Annotated in this window: 17 protein-coding genes; 13 read left to right on the forward strand and 4 right to left on the reverse strand. The window is 64.4% G+C overall.

Translation table 11 applies throughout. The features are described from left to right. Positions 1–9 precede the first annotated feature (9 nt). From SM766_RS11100 to SM766_RS11160, 13 genes are all read left to right on the forward strand, one after another. On the forward strand, positions 10–183 hold the full coding sequence (locus SM766_RS11100) for a hypothetical protein (protein WP_165832673.1): 174 nt from the start codon (positions 10–12) through the stop codon (positions 181–183). After that, complete coding sequence (locus tag SM766_RS11105) at positions 180–485, forward strand: urease subunit beta (RefSeq protein ID WP_274829477.1); 306 nt, start codon at positions 180–182, stop codon at positions 483–485. The genes SM766_RS11100 and SM766_RS11105 overlap by 4 nt, the downstream gene beginning before the upstream one ends. 236 nt (positions 486–721) lie before the next feature. After that, entirely contained in the window at positions 722–2,458 is a 1,737-nt protein-coding gene (gene ureC, locus SM766_RS11110) for an urease subunit alpha (RefSeq protein ID WP_274831601.1), read from the forward strand. A 142-nt stretch (positions 2,459–2,600) separates the two neighbouring features. Then, positions 2,601–2,834, forward strand: coding sequence for a hypothetical protein (locus SM766_RS11115; protein ID WP_368947820.1), 234 nt, complete (start codon positions 2,601–2,603; stop codon positions 2,832–2,834). Positions 2,835–2,877: 43 nt separating this feature from the next. Continuing rightward, on the forward strand, positions 2,878–3,474 hold the full coding sequence (gene ureE, locus SM766_RS11120; RefSeq protein ID WP_065272250.1) for an urease accessory protein UreE: 597 nt from the start codon (positions 2,878–2,880) through the stop codon (positions 3,472–3,474). Further along, positions 3,464–4,111: an urease accessory protein UreF gene (locus SM766_RS11125; RefSeq protein ID WP_274829473.1), complete on the forward strand. Its 648-nt coding sequence runs from the start codon at positions 3,464–3,466 to the stop codon at positions 4,109–4,111. The genes ureE and SM766_RS11125 overlap by 11 nt, the downstream gene beginning before the upstream one ends. Continuing rightward, positions 4,108–4,749, forward strand: coding sequence for an urease accessory protein UreG (ureG, locus tag SM766_RS11130; protein WP_065272248.1), 642 nt, complete (start codon positions 4,108–4,110; stop codon positions 4,747–4,749). Before SM766_RS11125 ends, ureG begins: the two co-directional genes overlap by 4 nt. 359 nt (positions 4,750–5,108) lie before the next feature. Then, on the forward strand, positions 5,109–6,713 hold the full coding sequence (gene pgi / locus SM766_RS11135) for a glucose-6-phosphate isomerase (RefSeq protein WP_368947821.1): 1,605 nt from the start codon (positions 5,109–5,111) through the stop codon (positions 6,711–6,713). A gap of 48 nt (positions 6,714–6,761) precedes the next feature. Further along, positions 6,762–8,210, forward strand: a complete 1,449-nt coding sequence (zwf, locus tag SM766_RS11140) for a glucose-6-phosphate dehydrogenase (RefSeq protein ID WP_368947822.1) — start codon at positions 6,762–6,764, stop codon at positions 8,208–8,210. A 61-nt stretch (positions 8,211–8,271) separates the two neighbouring features. Beyond that, the gene (gene edd, locus SM766_RS11145; protein ID WP_347508145.1) at positions 8,272–10,080 is read left to right on the forward strand and encodes a phosphogluconate dehydratase; all 1,809 of its coding nucleotides are present in this window, start codon (positions 8,272–8,274) and stop codon (positions 10,078–10,080) included. Positions 10,081–10,084: 4 nt separating this feature from the next. Beyond that, complete coding sequence (locus tag SM766_RS11150; protein ID WP_274835410.1) at positions 10,085–10,732, forward strand: bifunctional 4-hydroxy-2-oxoglutarate aldolase/2-dehydro-3-deoxy-phosphogluconate aldolase; 648 nt, start codon at positions 10,085–10,087, stop codon at positions 10,730–10,732. 191 nt (positions 10,733–10,923) lie between these two features. Beyond that, positions 10,924–11,748 carry a sulfite exporter TauE/SafE family protein gene (locus SM766_RS11155; protein WP_368947823.1) on the forward strand — a complete coding sequence of 275 codons (825 nt, stop codon included), beginning with the start codon at positions 10,924–10,926 and terminating at the stop codon, positions 11,746–11,748. A 29-nt stretch (positions 11,749–11,777) separates the two neighbouring features. Beyond that, a complete protein-coding gene (locus tag SM766_RS11160) occupies positions 11,778–12,473 on the forward strand; it encodes a FadR/GntR family transcriptional regulator (RefSeq protein ID WP_368947824.1) in 696 nt (231 codons plus the stop codon). 10 nt (positions 12,474–12,483) lie between these two features. Here SM766_RS11160 and SM766_RS11165 read toward each other — a convergent pair whose 3' ends face one another. The 4 genes from SM766_RS11165 to SM766_RS11180 all read right to left on the reverse strand — a co-directional run bounded on the left by SM766_RS11165 (position 12,484) and on the right by SM766_RS11180 (position 15,495). Further along, on the reverse strand, positions 12,484–13,515 hold the full coding sequence (locus tag SM766_RS11165; protein WP_368947825.1) for an aminoglycoside phosphotransferase family protein: 1,032 nt from the start codon (positions 13,513–13,515) through the stop codon (positions 12,484–12,486). Positions 13,516–13,613: 98 nt separating this feature from the next. Continuing rightward, positions 13,614–13,841: a DUF2798 domain-containing protein gene (locus tag SM766_RS11170; protein ID WP_065272240.1), complete on the reverse strand. Its 228-nt coding sequence runs from the start codon at positions 13,839–13,841 to the stop codon at positions 13,614–13,616. Between the two features lie 120 nt (positions 13,842–13,961). After that, positions 13,962–14,714, reverse strand: a complete 753-nt coding sequence (locus SM766_RS11175; protein ID WP_065272239.1) for a hydroxypyruvate isomerase family protein — start codon at positions 14,712–14,714, stop codon at positions 13,962–13,964. A 196-nt stretch (positions 14,715–14,910) separates the two neighbouring features. Then, positions 14,911–15,495 (reverse strand): DUF1285 domain-containing protein, encoded by a 585-nt coding sequence (locus SM766_RS11180; protein WP_368947826.1) that lies wholly within the window; start codon positions 15,493–15,495, stop codon positions 14,911–14,913. Positions 15,496–15,498: the final 3 nt, after the last annotated feature.

Consider the following 15,498-nt stretch of genomic DNA (forward strand, 5'->3'; position numbering starts at 1 on the left):
AGAAACAGCATGAAACACCTGCCCGCTCTCGCATCCGCCATCGCGCTCACCGCTGGTCCGGCTCTGGCCCATGGCGGGGCACACCTGCATCCGCACGGCTCGGAAAGCTGGCTGCCCGTGATCCTGGCCGCACTCACCGTTGGCGGCGCTGCGGCGCTGGCCTACGTGCGGTCGCGCAAATGATCCCCGGTGAGCTGTTTCCTGCGGCGGGGGAGCTGACCCTGAACGATGGCACCGAAGCGGTGACGCTGATGGTTGCCAATACCGGGGACCGCCCGGTGCAGGTCGGCAGCCACTACCATTTCGCCGAAACCAATCCGGCGCTGGACTTTGACCGTACCGCGGCCCGGGGCATGCGTCTGGATATCGCTGCCGGCACCGCCGTGCGGTTCGAACCGGGCCAGCGCCGCGATGTGGCACTGATCCCGATCAGCGGCGCCCGCCGGATCTATGGTTTCAACCAAGAGATCATGGGGGATCTGTGATGCAGGAGGAAGGGCCTCGGCTGATCCTGGGTGGGCGCTGCTTCACCCGCCTATTCCCGCTCCCGCGCGTCACATCGCAGGTCTCGCGCTGTCCGAAACGTCGCAAACGCGCCCTCCCGTGGGGAGGGTCGGGCGCGGCCCGGCCTTGCGACCGGGCAGTCCCGTCAGCTCCTGAGATACGAGATTAACCGAGTCACCGCAGCGCGTGACCACCCGACCGGATAGGAACACCCATCATGCCCGCAAAACTTTCTCGCGCCGATTATGCCGCCATGTATGGCCCCACCACAGGGGACCGGCTGCGGCTGGCAGATACCGACCTGATCATCGAGGTAGAGCGTGACCTGATCACCGAAAGCGCGGGCGAAAATGCCCCGCGCTATGGGGAAGAGGTGAAATTCGGCGGCGGCAAGGTGATCCGCGACGGCATGGGACAATCCCAGGCCACCCGCGCGGCGGGCGCCGTGGACACGGTGATCACCAATGCGCTGATCGTCGATCACACCGGCATCTACAAGGCCGACGTCGGCCTGCGGGACGGGCGTATTCACAAGATCGGCAAGGCCGGCAATCCGGACACCCAGCCCGGCGTCGATATCATCGTCGGCCCCGGCACCGAGGTGATCGCGGGCGAAGGGCGGATCCTGACGGCGGGCGGTTTTGACAGCCACATCCATTACATCTGCCCGCAGCAGATCGAGGACGCGCTGCATTCCGGCCTCACCACCATGCTCGGCGGCGGCACCGGGCCGGCCCACGGGACATTGGCCACCACCTGCACCCCCGGTGCCTGGCACCTTGGCCGCATGATGCAGGCCGCAGATGCCTTTCCGATGAACCTGGCCTTTGCGGGCAAGGGCAACGCCTCGCAGCCCGCGGCGCTGGAAGAACAGGTGCTGGCCGGGGCCTGCGCGCTGAAACTGCACGAGGACTGGGGCACCACGCCGGCCGCCATCGATTGCTGCCTTGGCGTGGCAGACGCCATGGATGTGCAGGTGATGATCCACACCGATACGCTGAACGAATCCGGTTTCGTCGAACATACCGTCGCCGCCATGAAGGGCCGTACGATCCACGCCTTCCACACTGAAGGCGCCGGGGGAGGCCATGCGCCGGATATCATCAAGATCTGCGGCGAAGAGCATGTGCTGCCCTCTTCGACCAATCCGACGCGACCCTTCACCGTCAATACCATCGAAGAACACCTCGACATGCTGATGGTCTGTCACCACCTCGACAAATCCATCCCCGAAGACGTCGCCTTTGCCGAAAGCCGCATCCGCCGCGAGACTATCGCCGCCGAGGATATCCTGCACGACATGGGCGCCTTTTCGATCATCGCCTCCGACAGCCAGGCCATGGGCCGGGTGGGCGAGGTGCTGATCCGCACCTGGCAGACCGCCGACAAGATGAAGAAACAGCGCGGCCGCCTGCCCGAGGAGACCGGCGACAACGATAATTTCCGCGTCCGCCGCTATATCGCCAAATACACCATCAACCCGGCCATCGCCCATGGGATCAGCCACGAAATCGGCAGCATCGAGGAAGGCAAGCGCGCCGATCTGGTGCTGTGGAACCCCGCCTTTTTCGGCGTGAAACCCGAGATGGTGCTGATGGCGGGCACCATCGTCTGCGCCCAGATGGGCGATCCCAATGCCTCGATCCCGACCCCGCAGCCGGTCTATTCACGGCCCATGTGGGGCGCCTATGGGCGGTCAGTGGAAAACTCCGCCGTGACCTTTGTCTCTGAAGCCGCCCAGGCCAGCGGGCTGCGCGAAAAGCTGGGACTGGCAAAGCAGACCGTCGCCGTCACCGGCACCCGCGATATCGGCAAATCCGATCTGCGGCTCAACGCGGCCACGCCAAAGATCGAGGTGAACCCGGAGACCTACGAAGTGCGCGCCGACGGCGAATTGCTGACCTGCGCCCCCGCAACCGAGCTGCCGATGGCACAACGCTACTTTTTGTACTAAGGAGCGCAAAAAATGAGCATTTTCAGAACGTTGCACAGAGCGCATGGCAGCCATTCCAACTGGGGCCTAGCTAGGTCAGCATTCATGCCCTACCTTGGGTGTCACTGGGAGGAGATCACAACTCAAAAAGGAGTGACCTCCAATGGCATATGCCGCACAACACACCACCGCCTCCGCCAGCGGGAAATCCGTTCTGGCGATTCTGGCAGCACCCTTCGTCGCCTTTGGTCGCGTGATGATCGCGCTGGGCGAAGCCAACACCCGCAGCCAGAAAGTTCAGCGCCTGATGGCCATGAGCGATGCCGAGCTGGCAGAGCGTGGCCTGACCCGCGACAAGATCGTTCATCACGTCTTCTCGGACGTCTACTACATCTGATTCCCGGCACCGCCGGTCTCCAATCGCCGCGCCGGGGGCTGTCATGACCGCCCCCGCGCAGCTGCCCAGCCTGATCGCCCGCCAGTATCACGGTCACAGCCATCAGCCAGAGCCCCGGGACCGGGTGGTTCTGGATTACGAGGCACGGTTCCTGCGCCGCAAGGTTCTGAGCACCGAAACCGGTGCCCGGCTGCTGGTGGACCTGCCGCAGACGACCTCGCTGGATCACGGCGGGGTTCTGATTCTCGAAGACGGCGGAGAGATCGCCGTCACCGCCGCCCCCGAGGCGCTGCTGGAAGTGACAGCAGGCAACACGAGCGGCGCGGAATTGGTCCGGCTTGCCTGGCATATCGGCAACCGCCACACCCCCTGTCAGATCCAGCCCGAGCGCCTGCTGATTCAGCGCGATCACGTCATCCGCGCCATGCTGGAACGCCTTGGCGCCAATGTGCGCGAGGTTGAAGAGCCCTTCACGCCCGAAGGCGGCGCCTATGGGCACGGGCGCACCCATTCTCACGATCACGGTCATACGCATGATCATGGACATTCCCACGATCACAGCCACGGGCATGAGCATGATCACGGGCACAGCCATTCCCATGGCCACGATCACGCAGGCGGGCAGTCCCATGAGCATTGAACCCGGCGCCGTCCTTCTGATGCAGTGGCTCTCCCCGGCCTACCCGGTGGGCGCTTTTGCCTATTCGCACGGGCTGGAGGCCGCCTGCACCACCGGACAGGTTACCGATGGGACCGGACTGGCGGACTGGCTGGGCGATCTGCTGCTCTACGGCAGCGGGCGCAGCGATCCGATCATTCTATCAGCTGCTTACCGCGCAGCGGATGATGTGGCCCTGTCCGAAGTGGACATGCAGGCGCGGGCCTTTGCCCCGTCGCGCGAACGCCTGGCCGAAAGCCTCAATCAGGGGCGTGCCTTTTGCCAGACCACATCCGGTGTCTGGGGCGATACCCTGCCTGACCTCACCTATCCCAGCGCCATTGGCCGTGCGGCGCGCCTGCACGGGCTGTCGCTGGACCTGACGGCGCATATGTTCGTGCATGCCTTTGTCTCGAACCTTGTGGCGGCCGGGCAGCGGCTGTTGCCAGTGGGCCAGCTACAAGGCCAGCAGATCCTGACGGATCTCGGCCCGCTGATCCGGGAGGCCGCACAAAACGCCTGCGAGACGGATCTGGCGGCGCTGGCCGGGGCCAGCTTCGCCTCGGATATCGCCTCGATGACCCATGAAACCCAATACTCAAGGATCTTCCGCTCATGAGCAGTTTCAACGGACCTTTGCGCGTTGGTATCGGCGGCCCGGTCGGCGCGGGAAAAACCACGCTGACGGCGCAGCTGGCGCGCGCGCTGTCGCCGCATCACTCGATCGGGGTGATCACCAATGACATCTACACGCAGGAAGACGCCGAGGCACTGATGCGCATGCAGGTGCTGCCGCAGGACCGGGTGATCGGCGTCGAAACCGGCGGTTGCCCACATACGGCGATCCGCGAGGATGCCTCGATCAACTTGGCCGCCGTCGCCGAAATGCAAGAGCGCCACGCGGATCTGGAGATCGTGCTGATCGAGAGCGGCGGCGACAATCTGTCGGCGACCTTCAGCCCCGAGCTGGCCGATGTGACGCTTTATGTGATCGATGTGGCCGCAGGCGAGGAAATCCCTCGCAAGGGCGGCCCCGCCATCACCCGCTCGGACCTCTTGGTGATCAACAAGACCGACCTTGCGCCCTATGTGGGGGCCTCGCTTGAGGTGATGGAGCGGGACGCCGCGCGGATGCGGGGGGCGTTGCCCTTCGTCTTTGCCAGCCTGCGCCATGACAAGGGCGTGGCGGATATCGTCGCGCATCTGTGCAGCATCGGCGGCGTCCAGTCACCGCTGCTGTTGCAAGAAACCGCATGATCCGGGCGCGCAGGACAGAAGCTCCCGCGCCTGACCTCGCCTTTGAAAAAGGCGCGTTCCGTCTTGGGCCGGGCGCCGCGCTTTTGCGCGGCGCCCGGCCCAACTGCGAGGAGGTATTCAAAAATACCCCGCAGCAGGCGGGAGCATCCGCCGCGCCACCTGCAACACAAAGAGACCGATCCGATCTGCCGAATTGACGCAGCCACGGTGGCCTGAGATAACCCGTCCAAACCTATTGCGTGCGGACATATTTACGACTATCAACGTTAGCGCTAACGATTTGTACAATTCGCATATCCGGGACCGCGCCAAGAACAAGATCAGACTCTAATCAGACCACTTGCAAGGAACCTGTTGGAATGAGTGATATCTGGGCACAGCTGGCCCGACACAGAGCCGAAACCGCCAATACGCCGTTGCTGTCGCTGTTCGATGACGCGGGCCGGTTCGATGCTTTCTCTGCCGACAGTGATGACCTTCTCCTCGACTATTCCAAAACCTCGCTGGACCAAACGGCCCTGTCCCTGCTGATCGATCTCGCAAAGGAAACCGGTCTGCCGGATCATATCGACGCCATGTTCCGCGGCGAGCGGATCAACGCGACCGAGGGCCGGGCAGTTCTGCACACCGCCCTGCGCGCACCCACGGATCAGCAGATCCTGGTGGATGGCATAGATGTGGTGCCTCAGGTGCAGGACACTCTGCGCCGGATGGAAGCCTTTGCCGGAGCGCTGCGCAGCGGCGAGACGAAAACCGCGACGGGCGCGGCCTTTACCGATGTGGTCAATATCGGCATTGGGGGCTCCGACCTTGGCCCGGTGATGGCGACGCTGGCCCTTGCGCCTTATCACGATGGACCGCGCTGCCATTTCGTCTCCAACGTCGATGGCGCCCATATTGCCGATACGCTGAAGGATCTCGATCCTGAAACGACGCTGATCGTCATCGCCTCCAAGACCTTCACCACCACCGAAACCATGGCCAATGCCGAAACCGCGCTCAGATGGCTGCGCGCGGCACTGGGGGATGGCGCCACCGCGCATCTGGCGGCGGTCTCCTCGGCGCAGGACAAGACCGCCGCCTTCGGCATCCCGCCCGAGCGTGTGTTTGGCTTTGCCGATTGGGTTGGCGGGCGCTACTCCATGTGGGGACCGGTCGGCCTGCCGATCCTGATCGCCGTCGGCCCTGACAATTTCCGCGCCCTTCTGAGCGGCGCCGCAGCCATGGATGCGCATTTTCAGACTGCCCCGCTGACGCAAAACCTGCCGGTCCTGCTGGGGCTGATCGGGATCTGGCACAACAATATCTGCGGCTATGACAGCCGCGCGGTGCTGCCCTATGACCAGCGCCTGTCGCGCCTGCCCGCCTACCTTCAGCAGCTCGACATGGAAAGCAACGGCAAGGGTGTGACCCTTGATGGCGAACCGCTGACCCGCCATTCTGGCCCCGTGGTCTGGGGCGAGCCGGGCACTAACGGCCAGCATGCTTTCTATCAGCTACTGCATCAGGGCACCCGCGTGGTGCCTGCGGAATTCCTGATCGCCGCCGAGGGGCACGAGCCCGAGCTTGCCCATCAGCACCGGATGCTGGTGGCCAATTGCTTGGCCCAGTCCGAGGCGCTGATGCGCGGCCGCAGCCCGGAGGAAGCGCGCCAACTGGCCGCCGAACGTGGCTTCGAAGGCGCCGAGCTCAAACGGATGACAGCGCATCTGACCTTTCCCGGCAACCGCCCGTCGGTCACCATCGCTTACCCCCGGCTGACGCCCTTTGTGCTGGGGCAGATCATCGCCCTCTTTGAACACCGGGTCTTCACCGAAGGTGCGATCTGGGGGATCAACTCCTTTGATCAATGGGGCGTGGAACTGGGCAAGGAACTGGCGCTCAGCCTGATGCCGATTCTCGACGGCGCCGCCCCCACCGGCAAGGACGGCTCGACCCGGGGCTTGCTGGCAAAACTGACCTGAAGACCGGTCCGACATCAACCTGACCCGCTGCAAGGATCTGACAGACACATGGTTTCCCGCGTTATCCCCGTTCAGCCGTTCGACCTGGTCCTGTTTGGTGCCACCGGAGATCTGGCCCGCCGCAAGATCCTGCCGAGCCTGTTTCACCGCTTCCAGATCGGCCAGTTCAGCGACGATACCCGCATCATCGGCTCTTCGCGCGCCGATCTGGACCGGCCCGAGTTTCAAGAGCTGACCGCCGCCGCGATCCGCGAATTTGGCCAGCCCGGCGAGACCAACGAGGCGGATATCGCCGCCTTTATCAAGCTTCTGGATTATGTCGCGGTGGATGCGCGCGGCGATGGCGGCTGGGCCGAACTGGGCCAGCACCTGCGCGCTGATGTCACCCGCGCCTTCTACCTGTCGGTCGCCCCCAGCCTATTCACCGATATCGCAGACCGGCTCAGCGCAAGCGGCATGGTCACAGCCGAGAGCCGCATCGTGCTGGAAAAACCCTTTGGTCACGATCTGGCCTCAGCGCGGGAGCTGAACCAGGCGCTGCGGGCGCATTTCCAGGAAGATCAGATCTACAGGATCGACCATTATCTGGGCAAGGAAACCGTGCAGAACCTGATGGCCCTGCGCTTTGCCAACTCCCTGTTCGAACCGCTATGGAATTCCTCCCATATCGACCACGTGCAGATCACCGTCGCCGAAAGCATCGGGGTCGAGGGGCGCGGTGAATATTACGACAGGTCCGGCGCCATGCGGGACATGGTGCAGAACCACCTGATGCAGCTGCTGTGCCTCACCGCCATGGAGCCGCCAGCGCGCTTCACCCCGAACGCGGTGCGCGACGAGAAGGTCAAGGTGATCGAGGCGCTGGACCCGGTGGCCCCGGATGATATCGCCCGCGGCCAGTATCGCGGCCGCAACGGCGACAGCTACCGCGAGCATGCGGGAAATCCCGGCAGCACCACCGAAAGCTTCATCGCGATGAAGGTGCAGGTGGCGAACTGGCGTTGGGCCGGAACGCCCTTTTACCTGCGCACCGGCAAATGCCTGCGCGAACGGGTCTCCGAAATCGCTGTCTATTTCCGCGACCCGCCGCATAATATCTTCGAAGGCGCCGCAGGGGTGCACGGCAACGTGCTGGTGATCCGCCTGCAACCGGATGAAGGCATCACCCTGCGCACCACCATCAAGGATCCCGGCCCCGGCGGCATGCGCCTGACCGGCGCCAACCTCGATATGACCTTTGCCGACAGCCTGCCCGATGCGGGCCGCCCGCAGGACGCTTATGAGCGGCTGATCATGGATGTGATCCGCGGCAACCAGACCCTGTTCATGCGCGGGGACGAGGTCGAAGCTGCCTGGGCCTGGGCCGATCCAATCATCGCCAGCTGGGCCGACAGCGAAACCGCACCGCAGCGCTATGATCAGGGCGGCTCCGGCCCCGAGGATTCGCTGCTTCTGATGCACCGGGACGGGCGCCGATGGCGCAGCATCGGAGATTGACGCCCCTGCCCTCCACCGCCCCACAGCCCGCCCCGCGCAAGCCATTCGAAAGGCATCTGACATGAGCTTGAACCAGACACTCAAAGAGGTCACCGAACGGATCATCGCCCGCAGTGCGGAGACCCGCAGCGCCTATCTGGCGCGGATGCGCGCGGCACAAGGCAAGGGTCCGGCGCGGGCACATCTGTCCTGTTCCGGTCAGGCCCATGCCTATGCGGCGACCGGTTCGGATCAGGGCACGCTGGCCAGTGGCAGCGCCGGACATCTCGGGATCGTCACCGCCTATAACGACATGCTCTCGGCGCATCAGCCGTTTGAAACCTACCCCACGCTGATCCGCGATGCGGTCCGCGCCAGCGGGGGCACCGCGCAGGTCGCGGGCGGCGTGCCTGCCATGTGCGATGGCGTCACCCAGGGCGAGGCAGGCATGGAGCTGAGCCTGTTTTCCCGCGACACCATTGCGCTCGCGACCGGCGTCGCGCTGAGCCACAATGTGTTTGATGCGGCGGTCTATCTTGGCGTCTGCGACAAGATCGTGCCGGGTCTGGTGATCGGCGCACAGACATTCGGCCATCTTCCTGCAGTGTTCCTGCCTGCCGGGCCAATGACCAGCGGGCTGGCGAATGACGACAAGGCCAAGATCCGCCAGAAGTACGCCGCCGGAGAGATCGGCCGCGATGAACTTCTGAAGGCCGAGATGGCCGCCTACCACGGCCCCGGCACCTGCACCTTCTACGGCACCGCCAACACCAACCAAATGCTGATGGAATTCATGGGGCTACACCTGCCCGGATCCTCCTTCGTCAATCCTGGCACCCCCCTGCGCGAGGCGCTGACGGTGGAGGGCGCAAAACGGGCGCTTTCGCTCAGCGCGCTTGGCAACAATTATACGCCGGTCTGCGATGTGCTGGACGAAAAGGCCTATGCCAACGGCATCGTCGGGCTGATGGCCACCGGCGGATCGACCAACCTTCTGATCCACCTGATCGCCATGGCCCGCGCCGGGGGCGTGATCCTTGACTGGCAGGACTTTGCGGATCTGTCGGACGTGGTGCCGCTCCTGGCGCGGGTCTATCCCAACGGTCTGGCCGACGTGAACCATTTCCACGCTGCGGGCGGGCTTGGCTATATGATCGGGGAGCTCTTGAACGCGGGTTTCCTGCATCCCGACACCAAGACCATCGCGGGCACCGGGCTGGAACACTACACGCAGGAACCCTTCCTGACCGAGGATGGCCTGACCTTCCGCCCCGGCACCACAACATCGCTGAATGACGCGATCCTGCGCCCGGCACAGGCTCCGTTCCAGCAGACCGGCGGGCTGAAGCGTCTGACCGGCAGCCTGGGCACAGCAGTGATCAAGGTCTCCGCCGTGGCCGAGGAACACCACGTGATCGAGGCCCCCGCTCGCGTCTTCCACGATCAGGAGGAGGCCAAGGCCGCCTTCAAGGCAGGCGAGTTCACCGGCGATGTGATCGTCGTTGTGCGCTTCCAGGGCCCCAAGGCAAACGGCATGCCGGAGCTGCACAGCCTGACGCCCATGTTGGGCATTCTGCAGGGCAAGGGGCACAAGGTGGCGCTGGTCACCGACGGGCGCATGTCCGGGGCTTCGGGCAAGGTGCCCGCCGCCATCCACGTGGTGCCTGAGGCGCTGGACGGCGGCCCCATCGCCAAGATCAGGGACGGCGATATGCTGCGGCTCGATGCCACCACAGGCACGCTCGACGTGCTCACCCCCGGCGCGCTGGACCGCGAGGCCGCTACGGCGGATCTCTCCGCCTATCAGCACGGCACCGGGCGCGAGCTGTTTTCCCTGTTCCGCCAGGCCGTCACATCCGCCGATACCGGCGCCAGCGTTTTCGGAGACTGATCCCATGTCGATTTCACCAAAGGCAGCCAGCGCCCGCACCCGCGAGATCTGCCAGATGGCACCTATCGTTCCGGTTCTGGTGGTGCATGACGCCGCCCACGCGCGCCCGCTGGCCGAGGCGCTGGTGGCAGGCGGGCTGCCCGCGCTGGAAGTCACCCTGCGCACCCCGGCGGCCCTTGATGTCATCCGCGAGATGGCAAAGGTGCCCGGTGGCGTGGTCGGCGCAGGCACATTGGTCACCCCCGATGACGTTGCAGCAGCGGTCGAGGCTGGCGCGCAATTTGGCGTCTCGCCCGGCGCCACCGATCAGCTTCTGGACGCCTGTGAGGCCGCAGGCCTGCCGATGCTGCCCGGCGCCGCCACCGCCTCCGAAGCGATGCGCCTGCTGGAGCGCGGCTATGACATGCTGAAATTCTTCCCCGCCGAAGCCTCGGGCGGGGCGCCCGCGCTGAAAGCCATCGGCGCGCCGCTACCGCAGATCTCGTTCTGCCCCACCGGCGGCGTCAGCCCCGGCAATGCCCGCACCTACCTGTCGCTGCCCAATGTGGTCTGCGCCGGGGGCAGCTGGGTCGCCCCGGCAGACCTGATCGAGGCGGGCGACTGGGCCGGAATCACCGAACTGGCCCGCGCCGCGCGGCAACTGGCAGGCTGAGCTCCAGAACACCCACCGACAAAACAAGGAACCGAGAGCACCGGCCTTGACAGCCGGGGCCCGTTCCACGATGTATCGCAACCAATTCAGAATTGGTTGCGACCCTCATCTTGCCATATGATGACGGGCGCGCGGCCGGACTTCCGACAGCACCCGCCCTGTAGCGTTCACCACCAGAAAGACGATCTCTCATGTTTGAACTCGAAACCCTCCTCCCTCTGGTCGCCGTTGCAGCCGGCTCTGGCATCATCGGTGGTGTCCTTGCCGGCCTTCTTGGCGTTGGCGGCGGCATCGTCATCGTGCCCGCGCTTTACTTCGCCCTGTCGCTGACCGGGATGGAACCCGCGCTGACCATGCAGGTGGCGGTGGGCACCTCGCTGTCGACCATCGTCTTTACCTCGCTGTCCTCCGGCTATGGCCACTACAAGAAAGGCGCCATCGACATGGCGTTGCTGCGGCTCTGGGCACCGTCGATCCTTGTGGGCGTGGTTATCGGCGGCGTGCTGGGCGGTATCGTTTCGGGGCAGGTGCTGATCGCGGTCTTTGCCACCGTGGCCGTCATCGTCGCGCTCGACATGATCCTGCGCAAGGCACAGGACAGCGACACGCCGCGCAGTTTTTCCAAACCGGTCTGGGCCGCGCTTGGCGTTGTGGCCGGGTCGATTTCGGCGATGATGGGTATCGGCGGCGGCACAGTTTGCGTACCGATGCTGAACTTCCTTGGCTATGACATCCGCAAGGCCGTGGGCACCTCTGCCGCAATCGGCTTTATCATCGGGGTGCCGGGCGCGCTGATCTACATGGCGACCGGTTTCGGCTCCGAAGGTCTGCCGCCCTTCTCGCTCGGTTATGTGAACCTTCTGCTTGCGGCGGTGATCATCCCGCTCAGCACGACCTTTGCCCGGGTTGGCGTCAAACTGGCCCATAGCATCCCGCGCCGGGCGCTGCGCCTGTCCTTTGGGGTGTTCCTACTGATTACCTCCGCCCGGATGTTCAAAGACCTGTTTCTGGGTTGATCCGAGGCTGAACAGAGGCTGATCCTGCCATGACACCGCCCCCTGCCCCGCCTTCGGATACCGAGATCGCCGCGCGTCTGCGCCGAGAGATCGCCGAAGGCGCGCCGCTGAAAGATGGCCGCCTACCGCCCGAACGGGAGCTGGCACAGTGCCACGGCATCAGCCGGGCGCGGCTGCGGCGGGTGCTCGATCTACTGGCCGCCGATGGCACGATCTTCCGGCGCCGGGGACAGGGCACATTTGTGCTGCCGCCCCCGGCCACCGATGCCGCACGCCTGAAACCGCTGGCGCGGCGAGTGACTCCGGCCGAGGTGATCGAGGTGCGCCAGTCACTGGAACCCCGCCTTGCGGCGCTGGCCGCGACCCGCGCCACCCCGCAGGAGCGCGCGCAATTCGCCCAGATCGCCGCGGCCACCCAATCGGCAGAAGATCAGAGCAGCTATGATGCGGCAGATGATATCTTTCACTACAAGATCGCGGAAATGGCCCATAACGCGCTGTTCCTGACCATGTACGAGGCGATCCGCAGCGTACGCCAGGAGGCCAGCTGGATCCGCCCGCGGGCCGAAACCTATTCTGGCGCGGTATTCGAGATGCTGGCGCAGCAACACCAGGCGCTGGCCACCGCGATCATCGAAAGCGATGCACCGCGCGCGGCAGAAGCAATGAAGACCCACCTGCACAGCGTATCAGAAACCCTGTCGCGGGCCGATCCGGCACCCTGATCCGGGGCGTTTATCCAGCCTTTGCCAGCGCCGGACCAGCACCGCGCCAGCCCGGCAGCGTCTGATCCAGATATGCGGTCACTTCGGTCAACCCTGCAGCATCCAGCGCCACCTGCATCTGGCGCAAGACGCGGGGCAGGAAGTGCAGGTAGCCGGGTTTACCGTCGCGCTGATGCAGGCGCAGGAACACACCGGCAATACGGGTATGGCGCTGCGCCCCCAGCAGGTGATAGCGCCGGGTGATCGCATCAGCGCCCCCGGCGGCCTCCGGCGCGGCGGCAATGTAGCGTTCAAGCATTGCCTGCTCCAGCCCCGGTTCCAGATCGCGGCGCGCATCCTGCAACAGCGATACAAGATCGTATTCCGCAGGACCGGTCACGCCGTCCTGAAAATCCAGCAGTCCGCAGCGGCGCACTCCGTCGCGTTCGCTGAGCTCCATCAGGTTGTCGACGTGAAAATCGCGCAGCACCAATGTGCGCGGACCAGACAGCGACAGGGTCAGCGGCTCCCGCCACAGATCGTGGAACTCCGCGTCGAACGCCTCCGGGTCGATGTCCGGGCGCAGCGTCGGCGCGAACCAGTGGGAGAAGATCGACAATTCCTCCAGCAAGGTCGCCAGATCATACGCTGGCACCTGCACCGATGCGGCCTGCGGATGATGGTGCAGGTGCAACAGAGCATCCACCGCGAGGGCATAGAGCATGCTCTCGTCTCGCCCGGCAGCCAGCTGCACGCTATAGGTCTGGGTACCGAAATCTTCGATCAGGGCCAGGCCGGTGTCCGGATCGGCGCCATAGACCTGAGGCGCGCTCAGGCCCAGTTCTGTCAGATGCTGCGCGAGAGACACGAAACCGGCAAACCCCGCCGGATCACTCGGATCCTGCATCAGCATCCTGCCGCGCCCCTCCAGCCGCATATACCGCCGCGCCGAAGCATCGCCGGGCAAGGGCAGCAGGGTTGCATCCGCCTCTCCCTGCTTGGCCAGAAAGTCGGCGATGGTGGGATCCTGCTGAACGGAGGCAGAGGGCGGGGAAGACATCATAGGCAGGGCACCTGGCAGCAACAAAGGACGTGGGCCACAGGTCTGGAGGATTTTCGCCGCCCCGTCCAGCCATGCCGCCCGGTATGCGCGGTCAGCCCCTAGCCCTGTTTCACAAGCCCGTTCACAAAGCGCCGCACCAGCGGCGCCACCACCAGCACCACGCAGAAGGCCACAGGCCAGCTATAGAGCCAGGAGGTCAGCCAGGTATCAAAGGCCTGCGCGCTGAAACCGCGCGTCCTGAGCGTTGCCACCATAATCACGATGCCCGACATGATCCCGGACAACAGGAAGCCAAACAGAACAGGCGCGAAACGGGCGGGCAGCATGGAAGACTCCTTGTTCACATTCCGGCAGGAATATGTGGCAGCGAGCAACCAATTGCCAGACCGGGGCGCGGGATCGTAATCCCGCGTGAACGTACCTGGAGAATTCTGGTCAAAAAACGCTCAGAGCATCCAGCCGAGACTGTCTTCGGTGCGCAGCGTCGAAGGGGTGTATTCCGCGCTGACCCAGCCCTTGTAGCCGCTGTCGTCGATGGCTGCGAAAAGCTCTTCGAAGTCGACGGGACCGGTACCCGGCTCACAGCGCCCGGGTGCGGCGCCGATCTGCACGTGCACCACATGCTCCTTGAAGGTCTCCCAGACCTTCAGCGCATCGCCGTGGATCATCTGGGCGTGATAGGCATCGTACTGCAGCCCCACGTTCGGCCGGTTCACCGCCTGCAGAACCTCGGCCGCCAGATTATAGTCGTTCAGGAAGTAGTTCGGCTGGTCCCCGACATTCAGCGGTTCGATGGTGAACTGCTGCGTCGGCGCGCGATCCGCGGCCCACTGCAGGTTCTGGATAAAGGTCTGTTTCGCCAGATCCCCCGTCGCATAACCGGCCATGATGTGAATGGCGCCGGGGCGCAGGATCTCGGCGTAGCGCAGCACCCGGCGGATATCGCGCTGATACCGTTCCCCGCCGCCCGGCAGCGCCGCATAGCCGGGCATACCGCCAGTGTAATTCGGCGGCGGCGCGTTCATCAGCAACAGTTCCAGCCCGTTCGACACCAGCGCCCGCTGGGTTTCCTTGGCCGCCAGTTCATAGGGAAACAGGATCTCAACCGCGTCGAACCCGGCCCGAGCCGCCGCTGCGAACCGTTCAAGATAGGGCAACTCAGCAAAGAGCATTGAGATATTCGCGGCAAACCTTGGCATCGGAGCTCCTGTCGTTTGCCGCAGATTTAAGGCCTCGCAGACTCGGCGCCAAGGGCGGGAAAACGGTGCATTAAACGCAACCGCCACAATATTGCCACAAAATCGACTCTATTTTACCCAAAATGCCAGAACCTGCTAACGATAGCTTAATTCGCTCCCTGCGACGCGCCGGAAAGGCGGGAGTTCTGGGGCGGTTTCAGCCTTGATCCAGCTCTGCCGACGGGATGACCGGGAAGAATTCGCCAGATGACCACAGGCCGAACCACCCGTCATGATGGCTACCCAGTTCGACCAGCCGGTAAAAGCTCTTGCGATCGATCAGCGCCTCAAGCCCGGCCCGGATCATCACGTAAGGCGACGGCTCGCCAGTCTCTGGATCCTGCACCACCCGGATCGGATGGTCCGGCCCGGCCACGGCGCTGTCGCCGACATGAGTGGTAAAGGTCAGCACCTGATCCTCTCCCGCGCCGGAGGCTTCGAAATCGACTGCCACGAAAGGCGCATCATCCACGGTGATTCCGACCTTTTCGACCGGCGTCACCAGGAAATACTTGTCGCCTTCGCGTTTCAGGATTGATGAAAACAACCGCACCAGCTCAAACCTGCCGATGGGAGTGCCAAGGTAGAACCACGTCCCGTCCCGGGCGATGCGCATGTCCAGATCGCCGCAAAACGGCGGGTTCCACAGGTGGACCGGCGGCAATCCCTTGCCTTTCTTGGCCGCAGTGGCTGCGGCTGCTATGCCGTCGGCTGTCGGTGTCACGATGTTTTGTCCGCTCATTGT

The sequence above is a fragment of the Pseudophaeobacter sp. A-200-2 genome, from assembly GCF_041008815.1.
GTDB lineage: Bacteria > Pseudomonadota > Alphaproteobacteria > Rhodobacterales > Rhodobacteraceae > Phycobacter > Phycobacter gallaeciensis_A.